Source organism: Lysobacter sp. CA199 (assembly GCF_052078715.1).
Classification (GTDB): Bacteria; Pseudomonadota; Gammaproteobacteria; order Xanthomonadales; family Xanthomonadaceae; genus Lysobacter.
In genome coordinates, this window is sequence record NZ_JBQJIL010000019.1 from 39736 (window position 1) to 60862 (window position 21127).

Genomic DNA, 21127 nt, shown 5'->3' on the forward strand with positions numbered 1-21127 from the left:
CAGATGGTCGCCAGCGCGCGAGGCGCTGGCGACCCATGCTCAATTGACTAACGAAGCAATGAAGCCTTCGTTTGCGAGTTGCCCCTCGACGTCTTCGCCGCGCGCGATCTTGTCGATGAAGTTCGACCACACTTTCATCATCTTGGTGCGTTCGCGAAGGTAGCGCGCGTGGTTGTACGCATCGCCGCTTGCATGGGCCAACTGCATGTCGACGTGCTCTAAACGAAAGTCCATTTCGTTGAGTAGGGTCGAAGCAGTTGCACGGAAAGCATGCCCGGTGAGCGAACGGCGGGGATAACCCAACTCCCGCAGGACGTAGTTGACCCCATCGTAGCCCATTGGCAACCCGGCCTTTCTGCTATGCGGGAACAGGTACTCACCGTCGCCGGTCAGCGCATGCAGCTCCTTCAGAAGCTCTACTACCTGCGGCGACAGCGGGACTAGGTGAGTCCTTCCCATCTTCATCCTCTCTCCAGGAATCACCCACAAGGAACTGTCGAGGGCCGGCAAAACCTCCGCCCAAGGCGTCGTCCGCAACTCCTTCCCTCGAATAAAGGTGTGAAGCAGCAGCAAGATCGCGATCACCCGCACTCGCTTCTTCTTAAATGCGGACAGACGATCCGACAGCACCCGTATTTCGCTCGGGCGAAGCGGCGTCTTGTGAACGACTTTGGTGCCCCTTCGCTTGGCGGTGCGGCGAATGATGTAGGCGGGGTCGAAATCAGCACGCCCGTCGGAGATCGCGTACACAAACACTTGCGAGACAATCTGGCGAGCGATGAGCGCTGCCACTGGAGCCCCGCGCTTCTCCATCGCTTTTACGATGCCGGCCACGTCAACGGTTTTGATTGACCGCAGCGCCATGTTGTCCAGCTTCGGATAGATGTCCTTGTCCAAGTATCGCCGGGTCCGATCCTCATGACTGGCCGACCAGCCGCGCTGTCCTTTGTTCGGCCCCTCGGCGGGGATAGTCCGCTTACTCTTGAACCACTCCTCGGCCGTCGCCTTGAAGGTTTCTTTGTTGAGCTGGATGACCTCGCGCCGCTCACGGGCACGCTCATGGGCCGGATGACGACCGGCCTTTACATGCGCGCGCGCTCGTACATGCTCCTCACGCGCTTGCAGGAGGGTCTTCTCGGGATAGCCCCCGATCGCGTACAGGTTCGGCTTCTTATCAATGCGATAGGCGTATCGAAAGAACTTGGCCCCGTTGGGGCGCACCTCAAGGAACATCCCGCCACCATCCGCCAAGCGATACGGCTTTTCCCCAGCCTTCGCCTGCCTGATGCGTAGATCAGTCAACGCCATCTGTCTGCCTCCTTGCTTCTGTTTGATACCAACAACTATACCAACAGTTTTCCTGGATGTGACCAGCGAGCCCCGGACAGCGCGAGACACTAAACACCTTAATTCAAGGCATTTTATCAACTTAGTCGGACAGCCCTGGCTGGTGACAGACACGTAAAAATCGATTTCGCCGTCATTCCCGCGAACGCGGGAATGACGAGCAAAAACAGACGCAGGAGAGGGCACCACCGAGTCCCGAAATCCCCAATCCCCAACCCCTAATCCCCGCTCTTCCGCCGCAGATGCAGATGCATCGGCCACTGGATCGTGCGCACGTCCTCGGCCATGCCCCAGGCCCGCGACAGCGTCGGTCGATTGATCGCGACCGGATCCTCGCCGGTGGCGGCCTTGCAGCGTTCGGTCGCCGACAAACTGTTCAGGTAACCCAGAAACCGCCCCAGGCCCCACTCGGCCTCCAGCCACAGCGGCGCGGTCGGCAACGCCGCGAACGGCCATTCGTACTCGGCATAGCCCGCGCGGACTTCGGCGTTCTCGCGCTGCCAATAACCGTCGATCTGCGCGTGGAACCCCGCCATCGCCTCGCTCATCCCTTCCGGCGCCAGGAAATCGCCATAGGCCCAGACCGCCAGCACGCCGCCCGGCGCGAGCACGCGCTCGCATTCGGCGAAGAAACGTTCGCGTTCGAACCAATGCAGGGCCTGAGCCACGGCGACCAGTTGCACGCTGGCCGGACCCAGTTCGGTGCGTTCGCCCGGTTCGATCGCCAGACTCACCCGGCCCTCGCCGCGCAGCGCGGCGTCGCGCGCCCAATGCTGCTCGACCTGTCGCGCGCTGGGGTCGCTGGCGTGCACGTGGGCGAAATGCGCGGCCAGTCCGCGCGTGGCCTGGCCGCTGCCGCAGCCCGGTTCCCACACCTGCGCATCAGCCGGCACATGGCGGGCGATCTGCTCGAACAACGCGTCCGGATACTCCGGACGCGCGGCCGCATAAGCGCCGGCGATGGCGGAGAAATGGTCCTTGAATGCGTTCTGGTTCATGCCCGTGAACTCCCGCAGGCCGTGTTGCGATGGTGCCGCTTTCGGCCGACGGACGCTCGGCGCGCCGTCGCCGCCGTTATCGCCTCGGCTGCAACAGCACCCGCGTGTCTTCGCCGAGCCGGCGCAGATCGACCAGGTCCAGATGCAGTTTGCTGGTCATCGCCTCGATGCCCAGGCCGTCGAACATCGGCCGCGCGTTCTCGCCGAGCAACACCGGCGCGACGTACAGCAACACCTCGTCGACCAGATTCTGCGCCAGGAACGCGCCGGCCAGGGTCGCGCCGGCTTCGAGCTGGATCTCGTTGACGCCGCGCTCGGCCAACAGCCTGAGCACCGCCTGCAGATCGATGCGGCCGTCGATCATCGGCACCGCCGCGTGCTGGGCGGCGAAATCGCGCGGCGGCTTGGCGTCGGGCGCGTGCAGATACAAAGTCGGCGCATCGCCCTCGCGCACGCGGCCGCGCGCCACCGTGGCCAGGCCCGGATCGAGCACCACCCGCAACGGCGCGACGAAGGCTGTGTCGTCGCCCAGGCGCACGGTCAGCGAGGGATCGTCGGCGAGCACGGTGCCCGCGCCGGTCACGATCGCGCCACTGCGCGCGCGCCAGTGCTGCACGTCTAGGCGCGAGGCGTCGCCGCTGATCCATTTGGACTCGCCGCTGGCCAGCGCGCTGCGCCCGTCCAGACTGGTCGCCAGCTTGACCCGCAACCACGGCCGCCCGCGCTCGATCCGCGAGAGATACCCGCGATTGAGCGCGCGCGCCTGCGCTTCCATCAAACCGCTGGCGACCGCGATGCCGGCCGCCTGCAGCTTGGCGAAACCGGCGCCGTCGACCTGCGGGAACGGGTCGCGCATCGCCGCGACCACGCGCGCCACGCCGGCCTCGATCAAGGCATCGGCGCACGGCCCGGTGCGGCCGGTGTGCGCGCACGGCTCCAGGGTCACGTAGGCGGTCGCGCCACGCGCGCGTTCGCCGGCCGCGCGCAGCGCATGCACTTCCGCATGCGGCTCGCCGGCGCGTTCGTGCCAGCCTTCGCCGACGACTTCGTCGCCGTGTGCGATCACGCAGCCCACCATCGGGTTGGGCTTGGTGGTGTAGGCGCCCTTCTCGGCCAAACGCAGGGCGCGGGCCATGTGAGCGTGGTCGGTGGTGGTGAAGTTGGTGGTCATGGCGTGCGCTTGAAAGGTTCGCCACGATCCGGCGGCGTCGGACTCAGGCTGCCATCGGCGTCCACGTTGAACGTCATCACACCGCCATACAGCGAAGCGGTGGCCCTGGCGTCGAATTCGATCATGTACAGCAGCCTGGTGTCGTCCTCGACCGTCACCCAACGCGGGCGATCGGGCTGGTTCGGAAAACGGATGCCGATGGCCCGCACCGCGGCGTCGCCGGGCAAGGAGGCGAACAGATACTCGCCGCCGCTCGGCCGGGGACGGTTATCGATGACCTGTTCCTCGTCCGGCACCGGCGCGCCTTCGACGAGTTCGCCGTCGCGCAATCGCAGCGTGACCTTGACCTCGCCCGGCGGGATGCCGATCGTGGGCTCGTACACTTTCACCCGCACCGGCTCGCCGGCCTTGCGGGTCTGATACGCCCACACCCGCCCGGCCGCCAGCAGCCCGGCATCGACCGCCTGCGCGATGGTCTGGACGCCTTCGCGGCGCACCTGGTTCAAATCGGCCTGGGTCCATGGCGTGGGCATCGAGCGCTTGACCCCGTCGCCGCCGGCGGGCGCGCCGAGTACGAGCATCACGGTATCGCCCTTGCGCTGCCAGCAACCGGCGATTTCCGGATAAGGCAGCGGCGGCAGGTCGTACCAACGGAAGCTGCCGTCCTTGTTCATTTGCAGGGTCGAGATCGATTTCTCGGACGGCGTGGCGAAGTTGTCCACCGGCGTGGTGTATTTGGCCACCAGCGCCGCATCGCCGGGCGCCGCACACGCTGCCGCGGCGGCATTCGCCGACGCCGATAGGCAGCCGATCAACGCGAGCGCAAGCGGGCCGAATCGATAGCGTCGGATGCGTACCGCACGAGCACCGTTCATTGCGGGCTCCTCAATGCCGGACATAGCGGCCGCCGAAATCCAGCGATTTCAGATCGCCGCCATCGAGCTTGAGCGGCATTTCCTCAAACGCCAACGGCCTCACCGCGGCGGTATCCAAGCGCAGCACGAAAATGCGCCCCTTGCTTTCATCCACCGCCAGCGTTTCGGCCGGATGATTGGAATGGATGCGATCGATATGCACCGTGACCTGGGTCAGGCGCGTACCCGGACGCTGCGGCACCAGCGCCGATTTGTCCGGGCTGGTTTCGCGGCGCTCGACGCGGCCGTCGGAATAGATGAAATCCACCGGCAACGACTGCAGCGAGAAGTCCGGGTCCGAATAGTCGATGACGATCCCGTATCCGGGCTTCGCGTCGGCCATGCGCGGTTCGCGCAAACACGCCTCGCGCTTGAATGCAGGCTCGCGCAGCGTCGGTATGCCGCGCCCGCTCAATGCATACAGCTGCCCGACGTCCTTCACCCGTTCCAGATACGCGCGCACCGCACTATCGGCCGTGATGGCCATATCGTCCATCGCCGCCGGCGCGGCGGTGTCGTCGCTGGGGCGTCCGCGCACGATGCCGGTCATGATCGCCGTTCCGATCGCGATTTCGGCCTCCGCCCGAGCCTGTTCCAGTTCCATCATCGCGACCGTCAAATCGGCCTCGACGGAGGATTTGCGCTCGGCGTCTTTCTCGGCTTCGGCGAAAACCTGCGCGGCCGCGTTGCTCGCGCTGGCCTGGACGATGCCTTCCTCGTAGGTCTTGACGAACGGACACGCGGCGCGGATGAGCTCGCTGCGGTGAGCGGACTCTGACTCCTTCAACGCGGCCTGCGCGCCCTTCTGCCAGGGCGTCGCCTCGGCGACGGAAAACAGCGGCGTGCCGGTCTTGCGCGGTTGGCTGGTCAACACCACGTCATTGGCGCTGCGCGTCCAGCGGCCGCTGGCGGCTTGCTCGCGCCCGGCATGCTGAAAATCCAACTCGAAACTGCCGTCGGCCTGCAGCAGCAACTGCGAGCGGGCCTGGGTCGCGCCCTCCAGGACGTAACGGCCCGCGAGCGGCGCGCGTTCTTGATCTTCGGCGGTGTTGCCGGCCTGCGACCAGGCGGGCGCCGCGGCCAACCCGGCCACCACGAACGACGCGAATCTGATCAGGTTGCGCATGCGCGAACTCCTTTTGGCGCGTACCGGCGGACAACGCCGTGAAAACGCTCAACGCTTCTTCTTGTTGTCCAAGCGCGGCTCGTCGTCGCCGAGCAAGGTCAACTGGCCGTCGCCGGGAATATCGCGCTCCAGGCGGTCGAGTTCCTCGCGGAAATCGGCCACGTCCTCGAACGATCGATACACCGAGGCGAAACGCACGTAGCCCACATGATCGAGCTTGCGCAGCTCGGCCATGACGAATTCGCCGACCCGGCGCGAGGGCAATTCGCGTTCGGCGGTCATGCGCAGCTGATGCACGACCGCGCGCACCGCCGCTTCGATCTGTTCTTCCGCGACCGGCCGCTTCTGCAGCGCGCGGTCGAAGCCGCCGCGCAGCTTGCGCGCGTCGAACGCCTCGCGACGGCCGTCGCCCTTGATGATCACCGGCAGCTTGAGCTCGATGGTTTCCAGGGTGCTGAAGCGCTCACCGCAGGCCTCGCACACGCGGCGGCGCCGTATCGTGGCGCCGTCGTCGGACACGCGCGAGTCGATGACGCGGGTGTCGTGGTGCTGGCAGAAGGGGCAGTGCATGGGGGCGGGATTTGGGAGTCGGGAAGTCAAAAGCGGTTGCGGCAGGGCTCAGCATAGTGCCAAGCCGCCGCGAATGCGCTCTCTAATCCCGAATCACCAATCCCGAATCCCGACCTTTCAGCCATACACCGGGAACTGCGCGCACTGCTTGGTGACGTTCTCGCGCACGCCCGCGATGACTTTCTCGTCCTTCGGGTTGTCGAGCACGTCGCAGATCCACTCGGCCAGGGCCACGCAATCAGGTTCCTTGTAGCCGCGGGTGGTGACCGCCGGGGTACCGATGCGCAGGCCCGAGGTCACGAACGGCTTCTGCGGATCGTTGGGGACAGCGTTCTTGTTGACCGTGATGTGGGCGCGGCCGAGCGCGGCTTCCGCGTCCTTGCCGGTGATGCCCTTGCCGATCATGTCGACCAGCATCAGGTGGTTTTGCGTGCCGCCGGAAACGATCTTGTAGCCGCGCGCGATGATGGTCTTGGCCATCGCCTGGGCATTCTTGACCACCTGCGCCTGGTAGTCCTTGAATTCGGGCTCCAGCGCTTCCTTGAACGCCACCGCCTTGGCCGCGATCACGTGCATCAGCGGACCGCCCTGAATGCCCGGGAACACGATGCTCTGCAGCTTCTTCTGCATCTCGTCGAAATCCACCGCGCCGGTGCCGGTGTCGACCGAGCCTTCCCAGCGCTTGGCGACGATGATGCCGCCGCGCGGGCCACGCAGGGTCTTGTGGGTGGTCGAGGTGACCACATGCGCGTGCGGCACCGGGGTCGGGTAAACGCCGGCGGCGATCAGGCCGGCGACGTGGGCCATGTCGACGAACAGGTAGGCGCCGACCTTATTGGCGATGGCGCGGAAGCGCGCCCAATCGACCACCTGCGAGTAGGCGCTGAAGCCGCCGACGATCATCTTCGGCTTGTGCTCGACGGCCAGACGCTCGACTTCGTCGTAATCGATCAGGCCCTGTTCGTTGACGCCGTACTGCACCGCGTTGAACAGCTTGCCGCTGGCGTTGACCTTGGCGCCGTGGGTGAGGTGGCCGCCGTGGGCCAGGCTCATGCCCAGGATGGTGTCGCCCGGGTTGAGCAGGGCGAAGTACACCGCCTGGTTGGCCTGCGAGCCCGAATGCGGCTGCACGTTGGCGTACATATCTTCTGTGGAGCCCGCTCCGAACAGCTGCTTGACCCGGTCCAGGGCCAGTTGCTCGGCGATATCCACGTATTCGCAGCCGCCGTAATAGCGCTTGCCCGGATAGCCTTCGGCGTACTTGTTGGTCAGCACGCTGCCCTGAGCCTCCAGCACGCGCGGGCTGGCGTAGTTTTCCGAGGCGATCAGCTCGACATGGTCTTCCTGACGGCGGGCCTCGTCGGCGATGGCCTGGGCAAGTTCGTCGTCGAATCCGGCAATACGGGTGTGGCTGGGGAACATTCGCGGCCTCGGGGAAAGAGCGGACGGGAGGGGGGAGGAACGTCGCATCAGGCCGGATGGCAGGCGCGCCGGGCCATTTCAGGGAGAGGCCGGGCGCTGAGCCGTTAACCTGCGGGTGGCTTGACGCAAGACTTGAAATGTTAGCCTAGGGGCGTATGGCGGCCAACCGCCAAGACGGGGCTGCCCTCGCAGCCCGACCCGGCGGACAATGACCGTCGACTCTTTCCCTGGACCCGCCTCTACCGGCCGGTCCGGCCGCCAGGCTCACGGCGGCCCCGACTATGACAGCTTCAGCTTTGGATATCCGACCATGAAATGGGTCTTCGTCTTCCTGTTCCTCGCCAGCGCGGTGTATGTGCACTTCCGCGGGCGCGTACGCCATCGTCTGGGCCGGCAATTGCTGGACCATTCGACCTTCATGGCTCCGATCAACGTGCTGATGTACGCCTGCTCGCGCGTGCCCACCACCGCATTTCTGAACCCGGATCAGCACTTCCCCGAGCTTGAGCCGCTGCGCGCGCGCTGGCGCGAGATCCGCGCCGAAGCGCTGCACCTGCGCGAAATACAGCAGATCAAGGCCGCCGACCAGTACAACGACGTCGGCTTCAATTCCTTCTTCCGCCGCGGCTGGAAGCGCTTCTACCTCAAGTGGTACGACGACGCCCACCCCTCGGCGGCCGAGCTGTGTCCGGTCACCACCCAACTGCTGCGCGAGGTGCCCAGCGTCAAGGCGGCGATGTTCACCGAACTGCCGCCGGGCAGCGAACTGCGTCCGCACCGCGACCCCTACGCCGGCTCGCTGCGCCTGCACCTGGGCCTGGACACGCCCAACGACGACGCCTGCTTCATCGACGTCGACGGCCAGCGCTACAGCTGGCGCGACGGCGAATGGACCATGTTCGACGAGACCTACATCCACTGGGCCCAGAACGGTTCCGAGCAGAACCGGATCATCCTGTTCTGCGACATCGAGCGCCCGATGCGCTGGGGCTGGGCGCGCGGCCTGAACCGCTTCATCGCCAAGCGCCTGATCGCCGCGGGCGCCTCGCCCAACAGCGAAGGCGACAAGACCGGCGCGATCAACAAGATTTTCCGTTACTTCTACGTGCTGCGGCTCAAGTCCAAGGCCCTGAAGGAACGCAGCAAGGGCACCTACTACTTCTTCAAATACGCGGCCGTGGCGGCGGTGGTCGCCTTCATCGTCTGGTTGTAATCCCCGCCGCTCTCTCGGGCGGTGGTCTTTATAGGAGGGGCTTCAGCCCCGACGCCTTCCGGTCAGATCGCCCCGCCCTGAGAAAAAGGCGTCGGGGCTGAAGCCCCTCCCACAAAGGCCGCCGTCGGTCCACATTCACCTTTTCCCTCTGCCCCGCGCTGGAACCACGCCAGCGCCTGCGGGATAATCGGGGATTCGCAATGCCCCCCGCCCCGCCCCCCGGCCATTCCCGGCCCGGCTCGGCGCGCCTTTGCTTCGGAGCTCGCATGCAATACATCTACACCATGAACGGCGTCAGCAAGACCGTGCCGCCGAAGCGTCAGATCATCAAGGACATTTCGCTGTCGTTCTTCCCGGGCGCCAAGATCGGCCTGCTCGGCCTCAACGGCGCCGGCAAGTCCACCGTGCTCAAGATCATGGCCGGCGTGGACACCGACTTCACCGGCGAAGCGCGCCCGGCCAACGGCATCAAAGTCGGCTACCTGGCCCAGGAGCCGCAGTTGGATCCGGCCCACACCGTGCGTCAGGCCGTGGAAGTCGGGCTGGGCGAGATCATCAACGCGCAGGCCGCGCTGGACGCGGTCTATGCCGCCTACGCCGAAGACGGAGCCGACTTCGACAAGCTCGCCGCCGAACAGCAGCGCCTGGAGTCGATCCTCGCCGCCGGCGACGCGCACACGCTGGAGAACCAGCTCGAAGTCGCCGCCGACGCGCTGCGCCTGCCGCCGTGGGAGGCCGTGGTCGGCAACCTCTCCGGCGGCGAGAAGCGCCGCGTCGCGCTGTGCCAGCTGCTGCTGCAAAAGCCCGACATGCTGCTGCTCGACGAACCGACCAACCACCTCGACGCCGAATCGGTCGAATGGCTGGAGCAGTTCCTCGCGCGCTACACCGGTACTGTGGTGGCCGTCACCCACGATCGCTACTTCCTCGACAACGCCGCCGAGTGGATTCTCGAACTCGACCGCGGCCGCGGCATTCCGTGGAAGGGCAACTACACCGATTGGCTGGTGCAGAAGGACGAGCGCCTGAAGCAGGAAGACAACCAGGAAAAGTCGCGCCAGAAAGCGATCCAGAAGGAACTCGAGTGGGCCCGCAGCAACGCCAAGGGCGGCCGCAGCAAGGGCAAGGCGCGTCTTGCGCGCATCGATGAACTGCAGGCGGTCGACTACCAGAAGCGCCAGGAAACCAACGAGATCTTCATTCCGCCGGGCGAGCGCCTGGGCAACAAGGTCATCGAGTTCAAGAACGTCAACAAGAAGTTCGGCGATCGCCTGTTGATCGAAGACCTCAGCTTCAGCGTGCCCGCGGGCGCGATCGTCGGCATCATCGGCCCCAACGGCGCCGGCAAGTCGACGCTGTTCAAGATGATCATCGGCAAGGAACTGCCCGATTCGGGCACGATCGAGACCGGCCCGACCGTCAAGCTGGCCTATGTCGACCAGAGCCGCGAAGCGCTGACCGGCAACCACAACGTGTTCCAGGAAGTGTCCGGCGGCCTGGACATCCTCAACATCAACGGCATCGAGATCCAGTCGCGCGCCTACATCGGCCGCTTCAACTTCAAGGGCCAGGACCAGCAGAAGATGGTCGGCTCGCTGTCGGGCGGCGAACGCGGCCGCCTGCACATGGCCAAGACCCTGCTGCAGGGCGGCAACGTGCTGCTGCTCGACGAGCCGTCCAACGACCTGGACATCGAAACCCTGCGCGCGCTCGAAGACGCCCTGCTCGAATTCCCGGGCAACACCTTCGTGATCTCGCACGATCGCTGGTTCCTGGACCGCATCGCGACCCACATCCTGGCGTTTGAAGGCGACTCGCACGTCGAGTTCTTCCAGGGCAACTACCGCGAGTACGAAGAAGACAAGAAGCGCCGCATGGGCGAGGAAGGCGCCAAGCCGCATCGTTTGCGGTTCAAGGCGTTGAAGTAACCCTGCTCCTGCGCGTTACGACAACGGGACCGGAGACGGTCCCGTTGTCGTATCGGCGGCAGGCTCGCGCGGCAGGCCGGGTTCCGAGCCATCGGTCTTCGCGGCGATCGCCGCCCCGGATTCGAAACCGCGAAGCCTTTTGTGGGAGGGGCTTCAGCCCCGACGCTCTTCGCCCCGGGCACGGCAATCTGCCCGGAAAGCGTCGGGGCTGAAGCCCCTCCCACAAAAGACCTCCGGCCATCGTCCAAATCGTGGCACGCGCGCCGGCATTCCCGTGTTCCGCCGTGCACCCGCATGGAGTTAATCTGCCCATGGCCTCCGCCCCCGAGGAATCCACATGACCGTCCTGCACGCGTTCGAACTCGAAGGTCTGCGCCGCGCCGGTTCGCTGGTGGCGTCGATCCTGACGACCATGCGCGAAGCCGCCGTGCCCGGCGCGGTCTCGCGCGATCTCGATGCCATCGGCGCAGCCATGCTGCGCGACGCCGGCGCGCGCTCGGCGCCGCAGCTGACCTACGATTTCCCCGGCGCGACCTGCATCAGTATCAACGCCGTCGCCGCGCACGGCATCCCCGACGGCACCGTGTTGTGCGAGGGCGATCTGGTCAACATCGATGTCTCGGCCGAACTCGACGGTTACTTCGCCGACACCGGCGGCAGCTTCGTGATCGGCCCGGCCAACCCCACCCAACGCAAGTTGCTCGACGCCACCTTGGAAGCGCGCGACACGGCCATCGCGCAATTGCGCGCCGGCAACCTGATCAACAGCATCGGCCGCACCGTCGAAGGCATCGCGGCCAAGCGCGGCCTGCGGGTGATCCGCAACCTCGGCAGCCACGGCGTCGGCCGCGCCCTGCACGAAGCGCCGGGCAATATTCCCGGTTACTACGATCCGCGCGATACCCGGCGCCTGCACGAAGGCATGGTGATCACGGTCGAGCCGTTTCTGGCCACCCACTGCACCCAGACCGACGAAGGCGAAGACGGCTGGGCGATGCGCTGCCGCCGCGGCTTCGCGGCGCAGTTCGAACACACGGTGGTGGTGACTTCGGGCGATCCGATCATCGTTACGTGAGGGGGTAAAGGGCGGGGAACGAGATGCGGGATCAGGGGACTGACGTGGCGAAGCGGTTCGCAAGTACTGCAGCATTCGGGCTCGTTACTGATTCCGAATACCTTGATCCACAGTTCCCCATTCTCGCTATTGATTCGCGCTTTTGATTCGCGCTTTTGATTCCCGTCTCCATCCCAGGATTCCCGCCATGAGCTTCATGCAGTCCCTGCGTAACCGCTGGCAACAAGCCGACACCTTGGTCTGCGTGGGCCTGGATCCGGAGCCGGCCAAGTTTCCGGCGCGTTTCGCCGACGATGCCGACGCGGTGTTCGTCTTCAATCGCGACATCGTCGATGCCACCGCTCAGTACGCCTGCGCGTTCAAACCGCAGATCGCCCACTTCGCCGCGCTGCGCGCCGAAGACGCGCTGAGCCGGCTGATCGAGTACGTCCACGCGCGGCATCCGGGCATTCCGGTGATCCTGGACAGCAAGCGCGGCGATATCGGCAGCACCGCGCAGCATTACGTCAGCGAAGCCTTCGATCGCCACGGCGCCGATGCGGTCACCGTCAATCCGTACATGGGTCGCGATTCGGTGCAGCCGTTCCTGGACCGCGCCGACCGCGGCGTGGTGGTGCTGTGTCGCACCTCCAATGCCGGCGCCGGCGATCTGCAGGACCTGCTGGTCGACGGCCGACCGCTGTACCAGCACGTGGCCGAGAAAGTCGCGCGCGAGTGGAACGCCCACGGCAACTGCTCGCTGGTGGTCGGCGCGACCTGGCCGGCGCAACTGCGCGAGGTACGCGCGATCGTCGGCGACATACCGTTCCTGGTGCCCGGCGTCGGCGCGCAAGGCGGCGACGTCGAAGCGGTGATCGGCAACGCCAAGACCGCCGACGGCACCGGCCTGATAGTCAGCAGCTCGCGCGCGATCCTGTACGCCTCCCAGGGCGAGGACTACGCCGAAGCCGCCGCCGCAGCGGCCAAATCCTTGCGCGACCAGATCAATCGCTATCGCTGAGCGCCACCCGGCATGAGCCGCGCTTCGTTCCTGCACATGGACAACCTCGAGGTCGCCGCGTCGCTGCGCGCGCTGTTCAGGCGTGGCGAAGCCGAGCTGATCCGTCAAGGCTTCGTTCCCGAGGCCGATGTGTTCTTCTGCCGTTGGCGCGGAAAACACTTCAATGTGAAGTTCGATCTGACCTATGGCCCGGACCTGTACTTTCTCGATCCGTGCACGGCGCAAGAACGGACCGAACTTGAAGCCTTGATCGTTTCGACCGAACCCTGATTCGCGCGCTGCGCGACCCGGCGCGGATACCCGCGTCGGCCGGGGCTCAATCGACCAGTACGTGCAGACCGTCTTCGCGGAACACGTACAACGTGCGCGACAGGTTATAGGCCGAGGTCCGCGAGATTTCCTCGGCGATGTCCCGCAGCGAATCCAGACTCTCGCGATCCTCGCTGCCGCACACCAGCACCTCATCGCGCGCGGCGATCGCGAACACCGGCTCGCCGCGCACCTGCACGCGCTCGCGCCAGTGTTCGAACAGCAGCACCATGCTCGCGTCGTAGTTGCGATCCAGGCGCGCGGCATAGCGGCCGCCGTTGCCCTGCACGTCCAGTTCGGGCAGGAACCGGCTCAGATTGCTCAGCGCCCGTTCGCGCAACGTCTGCGCATCCAGGCCGCGCCGTTGCGCTTCGTCCGGCGACAGGAAGTTCATCGAATCGGGTTTGTCCTCGACATAGGTCAGCACCAGATCGCCGACCAGCGGCTCGACGATGAAGGCAATGCGGTTGCCGTTACCGATCGAACGCGCCTGCTGCAAGGCGACCTCATGCCAGCCGCGAGTCTTGAGCACGGGCAGAATCATCGCGTTGTCCGCGTCGCCGGGCTCCGCGCCGTCGGCGGCGAACCGGCGCTGCAATTCGCGCGCCGCGGCCACCTGATCGGCGAACACGTCTTCCAGCAGTTCCGGCGCATCCAGATAACGTTGATAACTGTTGCCGAGAAAATGCGTGGCCTGGAAGCCGTCGTCCAGCGACCACTCGATCCGCGTGTCCGCCGCCAGCGCGCCGTGGGCGATGCTCAATCGCGCCTGCGGCCAGGCCGCACGCAACGCCGCCGCGTAGCGGTCGGTGAACGCGTGCAGGTCCATCGGATGGGTCAGCACCGCGGTCTCGCGCTTGCCGCCGAACAGCTTGCTGAACAACGACATGACCAGTTCCTTGTGGTCGGCCCGCGGGCCCGATCGTCCGACTATACGGGCAGGTCCGTACGGCCGCGAATTCGCAGACGTCACACATCGCGATCGCAGGTTAGGCTAAAGCCATGGACCGACTCACAGATTCCGCACGCCGCCGTCTGCTGCTGGCGTCCGCCTCCGCGCTGGGGCTGAGCGCCCTGCCCGCTTTCGCCGCGCCGCAGCAGCTCTTCGCGCCGGCGAAACCGGTCGCGCAGACTCGCTTGATCCTGCTCGGCACCGCCGGCGGACCCACGCCGAAGGCCTTGCGCGCGGCGCCGGCGAGCGCGGTGGTGGTCGACGGCGCGATCTACGTGGTCGACTGCGGCAACGGCGTGGCCAGGCAGATGGCCCTGGCCGGTCTGTCGCTGGGCGCGATCGACAGCGTGTTCGTCACTCACCACCATTCCGATCACAACGCCGACTACGGCAATCTGCTGTGGCTGGCCTGGGCCGCGGACCTGCGCCACCCGGTCGACACCTGGGGACCGCCGCCGCTCAAGCGCATGACCCGGCAGTTCCTGCGCCTCAACGCCACCGATATCCGCACCCGCATCGCCGACGAAGGCCGTCCCGATCTCGCCGCGATGATCCGCCCGCACGACTTGCTCCGCGGCGGCGAGGTGATGCGCGACGAACGCGTGCGGGTCAGCGCGGCGCTGGTCGAACATCCGCCGCTGCGCCCGGCCTTCGCCTACCGCTTCGATACGCCCGACCGTTCGATCGTGTTTTCCGGCGACACCCGGCCGAGTCCGGCGCTGATCGAACTGGCGCGCGGCGCCGACGTACTGGTCCACGAAGTGATGTACCTGCCCGCGCTGGAGAAACTCATCGCCAGCGAAGCGCAGGCAGCGCGACTGCGTCAGCACCTGCTCGACAGCCACACCACCACCGAACAAGTCGGCGAACTCGCCACCGCGGCCGGAGTGAAGACCCTCGTGCTCAATCACTTCGTACCCGGCGGCGACCCGGCCTTGACCGACGAGGTATGGCGCGCGGCGGTCGCGCCGCACTTCAAGGGCGAGTTGGTGATCGGTCGCGATCTGATGGAGCTGTAGGCCTTCAACCCTCACGCGTCTCGAACGAAAGCGCAAAGTGCTTCGAAAGCGGCGAAATCTTTGTGGGAGGGGCTTGAGCCCCGACGCTCTTCGTTCGGATCGCCGAGGCGTCTAGAGCCCACAAAGACCGGGCGAAAGACACCGGATTTCAAGTCCCCTGCCCACGAATCGCGAGCGAGTTACCGACCCGTCGCCTTCCGATGGCGCAATAGCGTCATCGCATCTAAGCCGCCTGAACGAAAGCAGCGAAGTCTTTTGTGGGAGGGGCTTGAGCCCCGACGCTCTTCGTTCGGATCGCCTGGATCTCATGCGAGCGCAGCGACCGGAGCCAAAAGCGTCGGGGCTCAAGCCCCTCCCACAAAAGTCCCGCTAAAGCGCAAGCTTGGCGACGCCGAGCAGCGAGACCGCGCTTAGCGTAAGGCCGCGCGCAAAGCCGCGATCGGAAACCGCAGCCAGATCGCCGCGAACACGCCCGCGCGCACCAACACGCCACGACGCGACGCTTCGAATTTACGGAAATAACGCCACAGGCCGCGGTGCTTGTTCCATTCCACGAAGAACGGCCGCGAGCGGCTGGACACGCCGCGCACGTGCACCACGCGCACGTCGTTGGCGACCGCGACCGTGCCGCCGGCTTCGCGCACGCGCCGGCACAGGTCCAGGTCCTCGGCGTGCAGCCGATAGCCTTCGTCGAATCCGCCGACGCGCGCGAACAGCGGACGCGGCATCAACATCAGCGCGCCGGACGTGGCTTCGACCACTTGCACGGCCTGAGTGTCGTCGGGCGCCACCGCCATCTTCGGCGCGGCCCACGGCCGCAACAGGCCGGCGAGCATGGCGCCGAAATCCGGGTCGCGGCGGCGCACCGCGGCATCGCGTTCGCCCTGTTCGTTGACCAGGTCGGCGCTGATCAGCACCGGGCCCAGCGGCGTGGCCAAAGCGTGCAGGCGCCGCAGCGTGTCGGTTTCGACCATGCAATCGGGATTGACGAAGACCAGCCAGTCGTCTTCGTCCGGCGCCGGCTCCAGATCGGCCGCGCCCTGGTTGCAACCGACCGAGAAACCGGGGTTGTCGGGGTTGGCGATGAAGCGCAGGCGCGGATCGAGCGAGGCCTGGCGCTGGACGATGTCGAGGGTGCCGTCGTCGGACTGGTTGTCGACCACGCGGATAGCGGCGACGCCGTCGCACGCGCGCAAGCGCTCGAGGCATTCGTCGATGGTCGCGGCGCTGCGGTAGCTGACCACTACGGCGTTGAAGGCCGGGCCCTTGGCGGACAACCTCATCGGTTGGTCAGAGGAAGAGATCACGTTGCATGTCCGGTGGGCCGACGCGTTCCAACCGTTCGGCGAGTTGTTGGCGCAGATCGCGCAGAGGATCGCGCATGAGGAAATTGGCCAGGCGCGCATGCCAGTCGGGCCAGCGCGCGGCCAGCGCGTCCATGTCGCCGTCGCTGGGCCGTCCTTCGCCGACGCGGGCGACGAAGGCGGTATCGCACAATACGTTGCGCCAACCCAGTCCGGACAGACGCAGCGACAAATCGGTCAACGCGGCGTACCAGGAGCCGTAACTCGACGCGTCCAGGCCGCCGGCGCGGCGCCGCGCGCTGCCGCGCAACAGCACCGCGTGGCCGATCGCGGCCGGCAGTTCGGGCAGCACCGCCGGCATCTGCGCCAGCGCGCGCGCCAGACGCTCGGCGTCGCTGGCGTCGGGCGGCGCGGCGATTTCGCCGATCCGCGGCCAGGCCGCGGCTTCGCCGGCGTTGCACCACGGCGTGGCCGAGGCGATCGCGCCGTCGGCGGCGAAACACGCCTGCAGCCGCGACAACCAGCCCGGCGCGGGCACCGCGTCGGCGGCGAGCACGGCGACGTCGGCGTCGCCGCACGCCTTCAAGACTTCGTCCAGGTGCGCGACCTCGCCTATGCTGCGCTGGCGGCGGCTGTAGTCGGCCTTGAGCGCGGTGCGCTGCAACCAGCGTTCGATGATGGCGTAACCGCGCGGCCCGGTCTGGGCGTCGTCGGCCAGCCAGACCCGTGCGCCGGGCGGCGTGCACAGCTCCAGCGCGGCGAGGCAGGCGTCGAGCGCGTCGTCGTCTACACCCACCGGCACCACGATGATCGGCAGTTCGCTCATGACGCGGCGCCGAAGGAGCCGGCGCCGACGCGCTCGGGCGGCGGCACGGGACGGCGGAGCGATGGCGGGTGCGGACGTTCGGGCATCTGCGCATTCGTAAGGGACGCGCATAGTGTGCGCGATCGGGGTGCGGCGCGGGTGATGGCGGCGTCATGCGGGCCAGTCCACTGCCTTCGTCCTGCAAGCCCCGAAAAAACGACGGGGCCGGCAATGCCGGCCCCGCGTCGCGATTGCCTCGTCCCCCTTGGGGCCGCGGCCGCGTTTACTTTTTGCTCTTCTTCTCTTTCGGGTTCAACGGCTCCATCGCGCGGAACCGGCGGCTGTAGTCATCGGTGAGGCCGCGCGATTCCTGCGGATTGCGGACCAGGGTCGGGGTGAGCAGGATGATGGTCTCGCGCCGGGTGGTGGACGAGCCCTGTCTGCCGAACAGCGCGCCGAACACTGGAATCCGGCTCAGCCCGGGCAGGCCGGCGCCGGTGCGGCGGGTCTCGTCGTTGATCAGGCCGGCCAGCATCACGGTTTCGCCGCTCTGCACCGCCGCCTCGGTCTTGAGCTTGCGGGTCAGGATCTGCACGTTGGGGCTGCCGGGGGTCAGCGGCGCGCCCGCCGAGCTGACTTCCTGCACGATGTCCATGAACACCATGCCGTCGCGGCTCACCCGCGGGCGCACCTTGAGGATCACGCCGGTATCGAGGTACTGCACCTGGCTGTAGGTGTTGTTGTTGGACGACCCGGGGTTGATCGACACCGATTCGATCGGAATGCGGGTACCGACGTTGAGCGAGGCTTCGGCGTTGTTGCGCACGAATACCGACGGCGTCTGCAGCAAGTGCACGTCGGTGACCTTGTCCAGCGCGCTGAGCACGGCCGCGGCGCCGTTCTTGACCAAGCTCCACGCCACGCCGTTGTTGCCGACGCTGGCGCCGATGGTGCTCCATTTCAACGGAACCTCGGGATTGAGGCGGCGATTGAGATTGGGGAAGCCGGCATCGGTAGCGGCCTGTTCCAGATACCAGTTCACGCCGTAGCTTAGATCGCCGACGAGTTCGACCTCGGCCACCTGCGCCTCGATGTGCACCTGCATCGGCATCACGTCGAGCTTCTCGATCACGTTGCGGATCGATTTCCACGCCTGCGGACTGGCGCGCACCAGAATGGCATTGGTTTCCTCCACCGCGGCCACGCCGACCTTGGAGCCGTCGACTTCCAGCGTGACCGCGCCGTTGCCGGACTGGCGCGAGCCCAACGAAGCGCCACCGCCGAGCCCGCTGCCGGACGACGAACCCGAGCTGCTATCGCTGCCGCTCTTGCCGATGTCGGCGGTCGAGGTGCCCGAACCGTCGTCGCGCACTTCGGTCGACTCCAGGCCCGGCATCAGCGAAGGCGCGCCTTCGCCGCCGTTGGAACCGCCGCCTGCGCGGCCGCCGAACACTTCCGATAAGCGCTCGGCCAGATCCTTGGCCTTGATGTATTTCAGTTCCTGTGTAAACAACTGGACGTTGTCGCCGGCGCTGTCGATGCGATCCAGCCAATCCTTGATGTCGTCGAGGTAGTCGGCCTGCGGGGTGATCACCATCACCGCGTTGGCGCCTTCCAGCGGCATGAAGCGGAACATGCCCGAGACCGGCGACTTGCTCTGCTCGCCGAACACCTTTTCCAGGTCGGCCACGACCTTGGTCGCCTTACCCGACTGCAACGGGAACACGCCGACCGACATGCCCGACAGCCAGTCGACGTCGAACACTTCGATCGTGCGCAGGTAGTTGTCGAGTTCCTGCCGGGTGCCGCCGACGGTGACGACGTTGCGCGAGTTGTCGACGTTGACGATCGCGTTGGGACGCGCGTACGGCTTGAGGATTTTCTCCATCTCGGTGGCCGAGATGAACTTCAACGGCACGGTGCGCACTTCGAAGCCGCGCGCGTTGTCGGCCGAACCGGTGCGCGGCGCGACATTGCCGGCCAGCGCCTGATCGGCCGGCACGATGTTGTAGCGGCCGCCGGTGTAGACCAGGCGCGCGTTGTTCCAGCTCAACACCATCTCGAGCAGATTCAGCGCTTCGGCCGCGCTGACCTGCTTGGGCGTGGCCAGGGTCACGGTGCCCTGCACACCCGGCGCGATCACATAGTTCTGGCCGAGCATGTCGCCGAGAATGGCCTTGACCACCGCGTGCACGGACTCGCCTTCGAAATTGAACGAAGCCGTGCCGGTGGTCACCGGCAGTCCCGGCGGCGGCTTGACCGCGGCGCTGCGGTTGATGGTTTGGCCGGTGCCGCGGCGGATCTGCGCCTGCGGGCCGTCCTCATCGGTCTTGCCTTCCAGCGCCTGCTGTTCGACGCCGTTGTGGACCAGACGCGCGCCGGCCTGCTCGGTCTGCGGCCCCTTCATCGACTTGGGGTCGCCGTCGCGATGGATACGCGGCGACATCACGCTGGTGCACGATGCCAACTGCGTGGCGATGATCGCCGCGGCGAGTGCGTGGGTGGCGTACTGCTGAGAACGTAGCTTCATGCGTTCACTCTACGGCGTGTTGGCCGGTGGTTGAGCGGCTTGTTGCTGCCGCAGTTGGGCGCGACGCGCTTCGATCCGCTTGCGGATGGCTTCCATCTGCGCCTGCTCGGTGAGCGGCGCGGATGCTTCGGTGGGGGTGGGTTGCGGCGACGGAGGCGGAGGCACCTGCGAGACCTGCGGCGCCCGGTTGGGCTGCGGCGGCGGAACCGAGGGCACCGGCCGACCGACCGGCTGCGGCGCGGGCACGCCGGGCTGCGGCGAGGTCATCGCAGTCGGCGGCTCGCCGCCCTGGCCGTTGAACAGGCGCAGGTCCAGTTCGCGGCGGCCCTCGGGCCCTTCGAACACGGCGCGGCGCGGCTCCAGCGAGGTCAGGCGCCAGGCCGGGTGCGATTCGGGCACTTCGCCGAGCTTGACCCGCACCGACTCGCTGCCGTCGGCCGGCTGCAGGAACGCCATCGACAGCTGCGGCGTGATCAGCACGCTGGTCAGCAGGTAATCGAACGCGGCCGCCTGATTCTCGCCCTCGCCCTTGCCCTGCATGAAGAACGGCTTGGGCCGGCGATCGTCGACGAACAATGGGCGCGAGGCGATCTCGCTGTATTGGGTCAACGGGCCGAGCGTGTCCGGCGGGCTCTTGCGCAGCTGCGGCAACGGCTTGACCAGGCTGGGGTCTTCGGCCAACGGGTCGACGTCGCGGCCCATGCCGGCCAACGCCAGCACCCAGGTCAGCAGCGCCCAACCGGCCACGGTGGCCAGCAGCCAGGTACGCGGACTGGCGTCGTCAAGGCGCATTGGCACCTCCGGCGGCGTTGTTGGGGTTGGCGTTGGGCGCGGCGGCGGGCGCCGGGCTCGGACGCAGATAACCGTATAGATCGAAGCTCACGTCCAGGCCGCCGTCGTTGGCCGGACCGGCGGTGCCGGGCACGAAGTAGCCGCGCGTGGACAGCAGATTGAGGTTGCCGACGAACAAGCGCGGCGAACCGCTTTCCAGCGAATGCAGCACCGCCGCGGTTTCCGGAGCGCCGCAACGCAGGCGCACCTGCACCACGACCCGCGCATAGCGGTCGCGGCGCGGTTCGGCCAGCGGCGAGCGATTGACGATGCCGCAGCTGCGATTGCCCGGGCTGGCTTGCAGCACCACGGTTTCCAGACGCTGGACCAGGCCGGCGGTGGCGAGCTCGGCGGTGGTCTCGGGCAGGAAGCCGGGACGGCTTTCCTGCATCCGCCGCACCTGCTCCAGCCGTTGCTTGATCTGCGGCGCCTGCTTGAGCTCCATGCGCTGGCGCAGTTCGCGCTCCTGCAGACCCTGCAAGGTATCGCCGGCCTCGATCATCGGCACGGTCCACCACGGGTGGATCAGCACCGCGTAGGCGATGCCGAGCGCGGCCAGCAGCAGGCCCAGGGCCAGCCAACGGTCGCGGTCGGCGGTCAGCGCGCGCAGGCG

At 66.7% G+C, this 21127-nt stretch carries 20 protein-coding genes; 6 read left to right on the forward strand and 14 right to left on the reverse strand.

The features are described 5' to 3' along the window. Window positions 1-39 precede the first annotated feature (39 nt). The 7 genes from ACTOWJ_RS27935 to glyA form a co-directional block, all read right to left on the reverse strand. Entirely contained in the window at window positions 40-1308 is a 1269-nt protein-coding gene (locus ACTOWJ_RS27935) for a tyrosine-type recombinase/integrase (protein WP_441337909.1), read from the reverse strand. A 257-nt stretch (window positions 1309-1565) separates the two neighbouring features. Next, complete coding sequence (locus tag ACTOWJ_RS27940) at window positions 1566-2345, reverse strand: class I SAM-dependent methyltransferase (protein ID WP_441337910.1); 780 nt, start codon at window positions 2343-2345, stop codon at window positions 1566-1568. Window positions 2346-2421: 76 nt separating this feature from the next. Further along, the gene (ribD, locus tag ACTOWJ_RS27945; RefSeq protein ID WP_441337911.1) at window positions 2422-3516 is read right to left on the reverse strand and encodes a bifunctional diaminohydroxyphosphoribosylaminopyrimidine deaminase/5-amino-6-(5-phosphoribosylamino)uracil reductase RibD; all 1095 of its coding nucleotides are present in this window, start codon (window positions 3514-3516) and stop codon (window positions 2422-2424) included. Then, window positions 3513-4391, reverse strand: coding sequence for a hypothetical protein (locus ACTOWJ_RS27950; protein ID WP_441337912.1), 879 nt, complete (start codon window positions 4389-4391; stop codon window positions 3513-3515). Before ACTOWJ_RS27950 ends, ribD begins: the two co-directional genes overlap by 4 nt. A 10-nt stretch (window positions 4392-4401) precedes the next feature. After that, window positions 4402-5556, reverse strand: a complete 1155-nt coding sequence (locus ACTOWJ_RS27955; protein WP_441337913.1) for a hypothetical protein — start codon at window positions 5554-5556, stop codon at window positions 4402-4404. Between the two features lie 48 nt (window positions 5557-5604). Then, window positions 5605-6126 carry a transcriptional regulator NrdR gene (gene nrdR / locus ACTOWJ_RS27960; RefSeq protein WP_441337914.1) on the reverse strand — a complete coding sequence of 174 codons (522 nt, stop codon included), beginning with the start codon at window positions 6124-6126 and terminating at the stop codon, window positions 5605-5607. Between the two features lie 117 nt (window positions 6127-6243). Beyond that, the gene (gene glyA, locus ACTOWJ_RS27965) at window positions 6244-7548 is read right to left on the reverse strand and encodes a serine hydroxymethyltransferase (RefSeq protein ID WP_441337915.1); all 1305 of its coding nucleotides are present in this window, start codon (window positions 7546-7548) and stop codon (window positions 6244-6246) included. A gap of 310 nt (window positions 7549-7858) precedes the next feature. On the opposite strand from glyA, the gene lpxO reads away from it, so the two are divergent. Then, window positions 7859-8761 (forward strand): lipid A hydroxylase LpxO, encoded by a 903-nt coding sequence (gene lpxO, locus ACTOWJ_RS27970; protein WP_441337916.1) that lies wholly within the window; start codon window positions 7859-7861, stop codon window positions 8759-8761. Window positions 8762-9027: 266 nt separating this feature from the next. Continuing rightward, entirely contained in the window at window positions 9028-10689 is a 1662-nt protein-coding gene (gene ettA / locus ACTOWJ_RS27975) for an energy-dependent translational throttle protein EttA (RefSeq protein WP_441337917.1), read from the forward strand. On the opposite strand, the gene ACTOWJ_RS27980 is transcribed toward ettA, so the two are convergent. Further along, window positions 10602-10985, reverse strand: a complete 384-nt coding sequence (locus ACTOWJ_RS27980) for a DUF6053 domain-containing protein (RefSeq protein WP_441337918.1) — start codon at window positions 10983-10985, stop codon at window positions 10602-10604. The two genes, ettA and ACTOWJ_RS27980, sit on opposite strands and share 88 nt — an antisense overlap. Window positions 10986-11026: 41 nt before the next feature. Here ACTOWJ_RS27980 and map point away from each other — a divergent pair, with 41 nt between their 5' ends. The 3 genes from map (at window position 11027) to ACTOWJ_RS27995 (ending at window position 13034) form a co-directional block, all read left to right on the forward strand. Further along, window positions 11027-11764 carry a type I methionyl aminopeptidase gene (gene map / locus ACTOWJ_RS27985; protein ID WP_441337919.1) on the forward strand — a complete coding sequence of 246 codons (738 nt, stop codon included), beginning with the start codon at window positions 11027-11029 and terminating at the stop codon, window positions 11762-11764. A gap of 187 nt (window positions 11765-11951) precedes the next feature. After that, window positions 11952-12764 carry an orotidine-5'-phosphate decarboxylase gene (gene pyrF / locus ACTOWJ_RS27990; protein ID WP_441337920.1) on the forward strand — a complete coding sequence of 271 codons (813 nt, stop codon included), beginning with the start codon at window positions 11952-11954 and terminating at the stop codon, window positions 12762-12764. Window positions 12765-12776: 12 nt separating this feature from the next. Continuing rightward, window positions 12777-13034, forward strand: a complete 258-nt coding sequence (locus ACTOWJ_RS27995; protein WP_441337921.1) for a hypothetical protein — start codon at window positions 12777-12779, stop codon at window positions 13032-13034. 46 nt (window positions 13035-13080) lie between these two features. On the opposite strand, the gene ACTOWJ_RS28000 is transcribed toward ACTOWJ_RS27995, so the two are convergent. Beyond that, window positions 13081-13962, reverse strand: a complete 882-nt coding sequence (locus ACTOWJ_RS28000) for a hypothetical protein (protein WP_441337922.1) — start codon at window positions 13960-13962, stop codon at window positions 13081-13083. Window positions 13963-14075: 113 nt separating this feature from the next. Here ACTOWJ_RS28000 and ACTOWJ_RS28005 point away from each other — a divergent pair, with 113 nt between their 5' ends. Further along, entirely contained in the window at window positions 14076-15044 is a 969-nt protein-coding gene (locus ACTOWJ_RS28005) for an MBL fold metallo-hydrolase (protein WP_441337923.1), read from the forward strand. A 410-nt stretch (window positions 15045-15454) separates the two neighbouring features. Here the strand turns inward: ACTOWJ_RS28005 and ACTOWJ_RS28010 are convergent, their stop codons facing one another. The 5 genes from ACTOWJ_RS28010 to gspM all read right to left on the reverse strand — a co-directional run bounded on the left by ACTOWJ_RS28010 (window position 15455) and on the right by gspM (window position 21115). Continuing rightward, a complete protein-coding gene (locus ACTOWJ_RS28010; protein ID WP_441337935.1) occupies window positions 15455-16327 on the reverse strand; it encodes a glycosyltransferase family 2 protein in 873 nt (290 codons plus the stop codon). 7 nt (window positions 16328-16334) lie between these two features. Next, complete coding sequence (locus ACTOWJ_RS28015) at window positions 16335-17174, reverse strand: glycosyltransferase (protein WP_441337924.1); 840 nt, start codon at window positions 17172-17174, stop codon at window positions 16335-16337. A gap of 262 nt (window positions 17175-17436) precedes the next feature. Next, window positions 17437-19683: a type II secretion system secretin GspD gene (gene gspD / locus ACTOWJ_RS28020; RefSeq protein ID WP_441337925.1), complete on the reverse strand. Its 2247-nt coding sequence runs from the start codon at window positions 19681-19683 to the stop codon at window positions 17437-17439. Window positions 19684-19692: 9 nt separating this feature from the next. Continuing rightward, window positions 19693-20475 (reverse strand): type II secretion system protein XpsN, encoded by a 783-nt coding sequence (locus ACTOWJ_RS28025; RefSeq protein WP_441337926.1) that lies wholly within the window; start codon window positions 20473-20475, stop codon window positions 19693-19695. Continuing rightward, complete coding sequence (gene gspM / locus ACTOWJ_RS28030) at window positions 20465-21115, reverse strand: type II secretion system protein GspM (protein WP_441337936.1); 651 nt, start codon at window positions 21113-21115, stop codon at window positions 20465-20467. The genes ACTOWJ_RS28025 and gspM overlap by 11 nt, the downstream gene beginning before the upstream one ends. Window positions 21116-21127: the final 12 nt, after the last annotated feature.

What these genes read in the sequence shown, in the direction of transcription:
- ACTOWJ_RS27935 (WP_441337909.1), bottom strand. Translation starts at nt 1,308, where the DNA reads ATGGCGTTGACTGATCTACGCATCAGGCAGGCGAAGGCTGGGGAAAAG.
- ACTOWJ_RS27940 (WP_441337910.1), bottom strand. Translation starts at nt 2,345, where the DNA reads ATGAACCAGAACGCATTCAAGGACCATTTCTCCGCCATCGCCGGCGCT.
- ribD (WP_441337911.1), bottom strand. Translation starts at nt 3,516, where the DNA reads ATGACCACCAACTTCACCACCACCGACCACGCTCACATGGCCCGCGCC.
- ACTOWJ_RS27950 (WP_441337912.1), bottom strand. Translation starts at nt 4,391, where the DNA reads ATGAACGGTGCTCGTGCGGTACGCATCCGACGCTATCGATTCGGCCCG.
- ACTOWJ_RS27955 (WP_441337913.1), bottom strand. Translation starts at nt 5,556, where the DNA reads ATGCGCAACCTGATCAGATTCGCGTCGTTCGTGGTGGCCGGGTTGGCC.
- nrdR (WP_441337914.1), bottom strand. Translation starts at nt 6,126, where the DNA reads ATGCACTGCCCCTTCTGCCAGCACCACGACACCCGCGTCATCGACTCG.
- glyA (WP_441337915.1), bottom strand. Translation starts at nt 7,548, where the DNA reads ATGTTCCCCAGCCACACCCGTATTGCCGGATTCGACGACGAACTTGCC.
- lpxO (WP_441337916.1), top strand. Translation starts at nt 7,859, where the DNA reads ATGAAATGGGTCTTCGTCTTCCTGTTCCTCGCCAGCGCGGTGTATGTG.
- ettA (WP_441337917.1), top strand. Translation starts at nt 9,028, where the DNA reads ATGCAATACATCTACACCATGAACGGCGTCAGCAAGACCGTGCCGCCG.
- ACTOWJ_RS27980 (WP_441337918.1), bottom strand. Translation starts at nt 10,985, where the DNA reads ATGCGGGTGCACGGCGGAACACGGGAATGCCGGCGCGCGTGCCACGAT.
- map (WP_441337919.1), top strand. Translation starts at nt 11,027, where the DNA reads ATGACCGTCCTGCACGCGTTCGAACTCGAAGGTCTGCGCCGCGCCGGT.
- pyrF (WP_441337920.1), top strand. Translation starts at nt 11,952, where the DNA reads ATGAGCTTCATGCAGTCCCTGCGTAACCGCTGGCAACAAGCCGACACC.
- ACTOWJ_RS27995 (WP_441337921.1), top strand. Translation starts at nt 12,777, where the DNA reads ATGAGCCGCGCTTCGTTCCTGCACATGGACAACCTCGAGGTCGCCGCG.
- ACTOWJ_RS28000 (WP_441337922.1), bottom strand. Translation starts at nt 13,962, where the DNA reads ATGTCGTTGTTCAGCAAGCTGTTCGGCGGCAAGCGCGAGACCGCGGTG.
- ACTOWJ_RS28005 (WP_441337923.1), top strand. Translation starts at nt 14,076, where the DNA reads ATGGACCGACTCACAGATTCCGCACGCCGCCGTCTGCTGCTGGCGTCC.
- ACTOWJ_RS28010 (WP_441337935.1), bottom strand. Translation starts at nt 16,327, where the DNA reads ATGAGGTTGTCCGCCAAGGGCCCGGCCTTCAACGCCGTAGTGGTCAGC.
- ACTOWJ_RS28015 (WP_441337924.1), bottom strand. Translation starts at nt 17,174, where the DNA reads ATGAGCGAACTGCCGATCATCGTGGTGCCGGTGGGTGTAGACGACGAC.
- gspD (WP_441337925.1), bottom strand. Translation starts at nt 19,683, where the DNA reads ATGAAGCTACGTTCTCAGCAGTACGCCACCCACGCACTCGCCGCGGCG.
- ACTOWJ_RS28025 (WP_441337926.1), bottom strand. Translation starts at nt 20,475, where the DNA reads ATGCGCCTTGACGACGCCAGTCCGCGTACCTGGCTGCTGGCCACCGTG.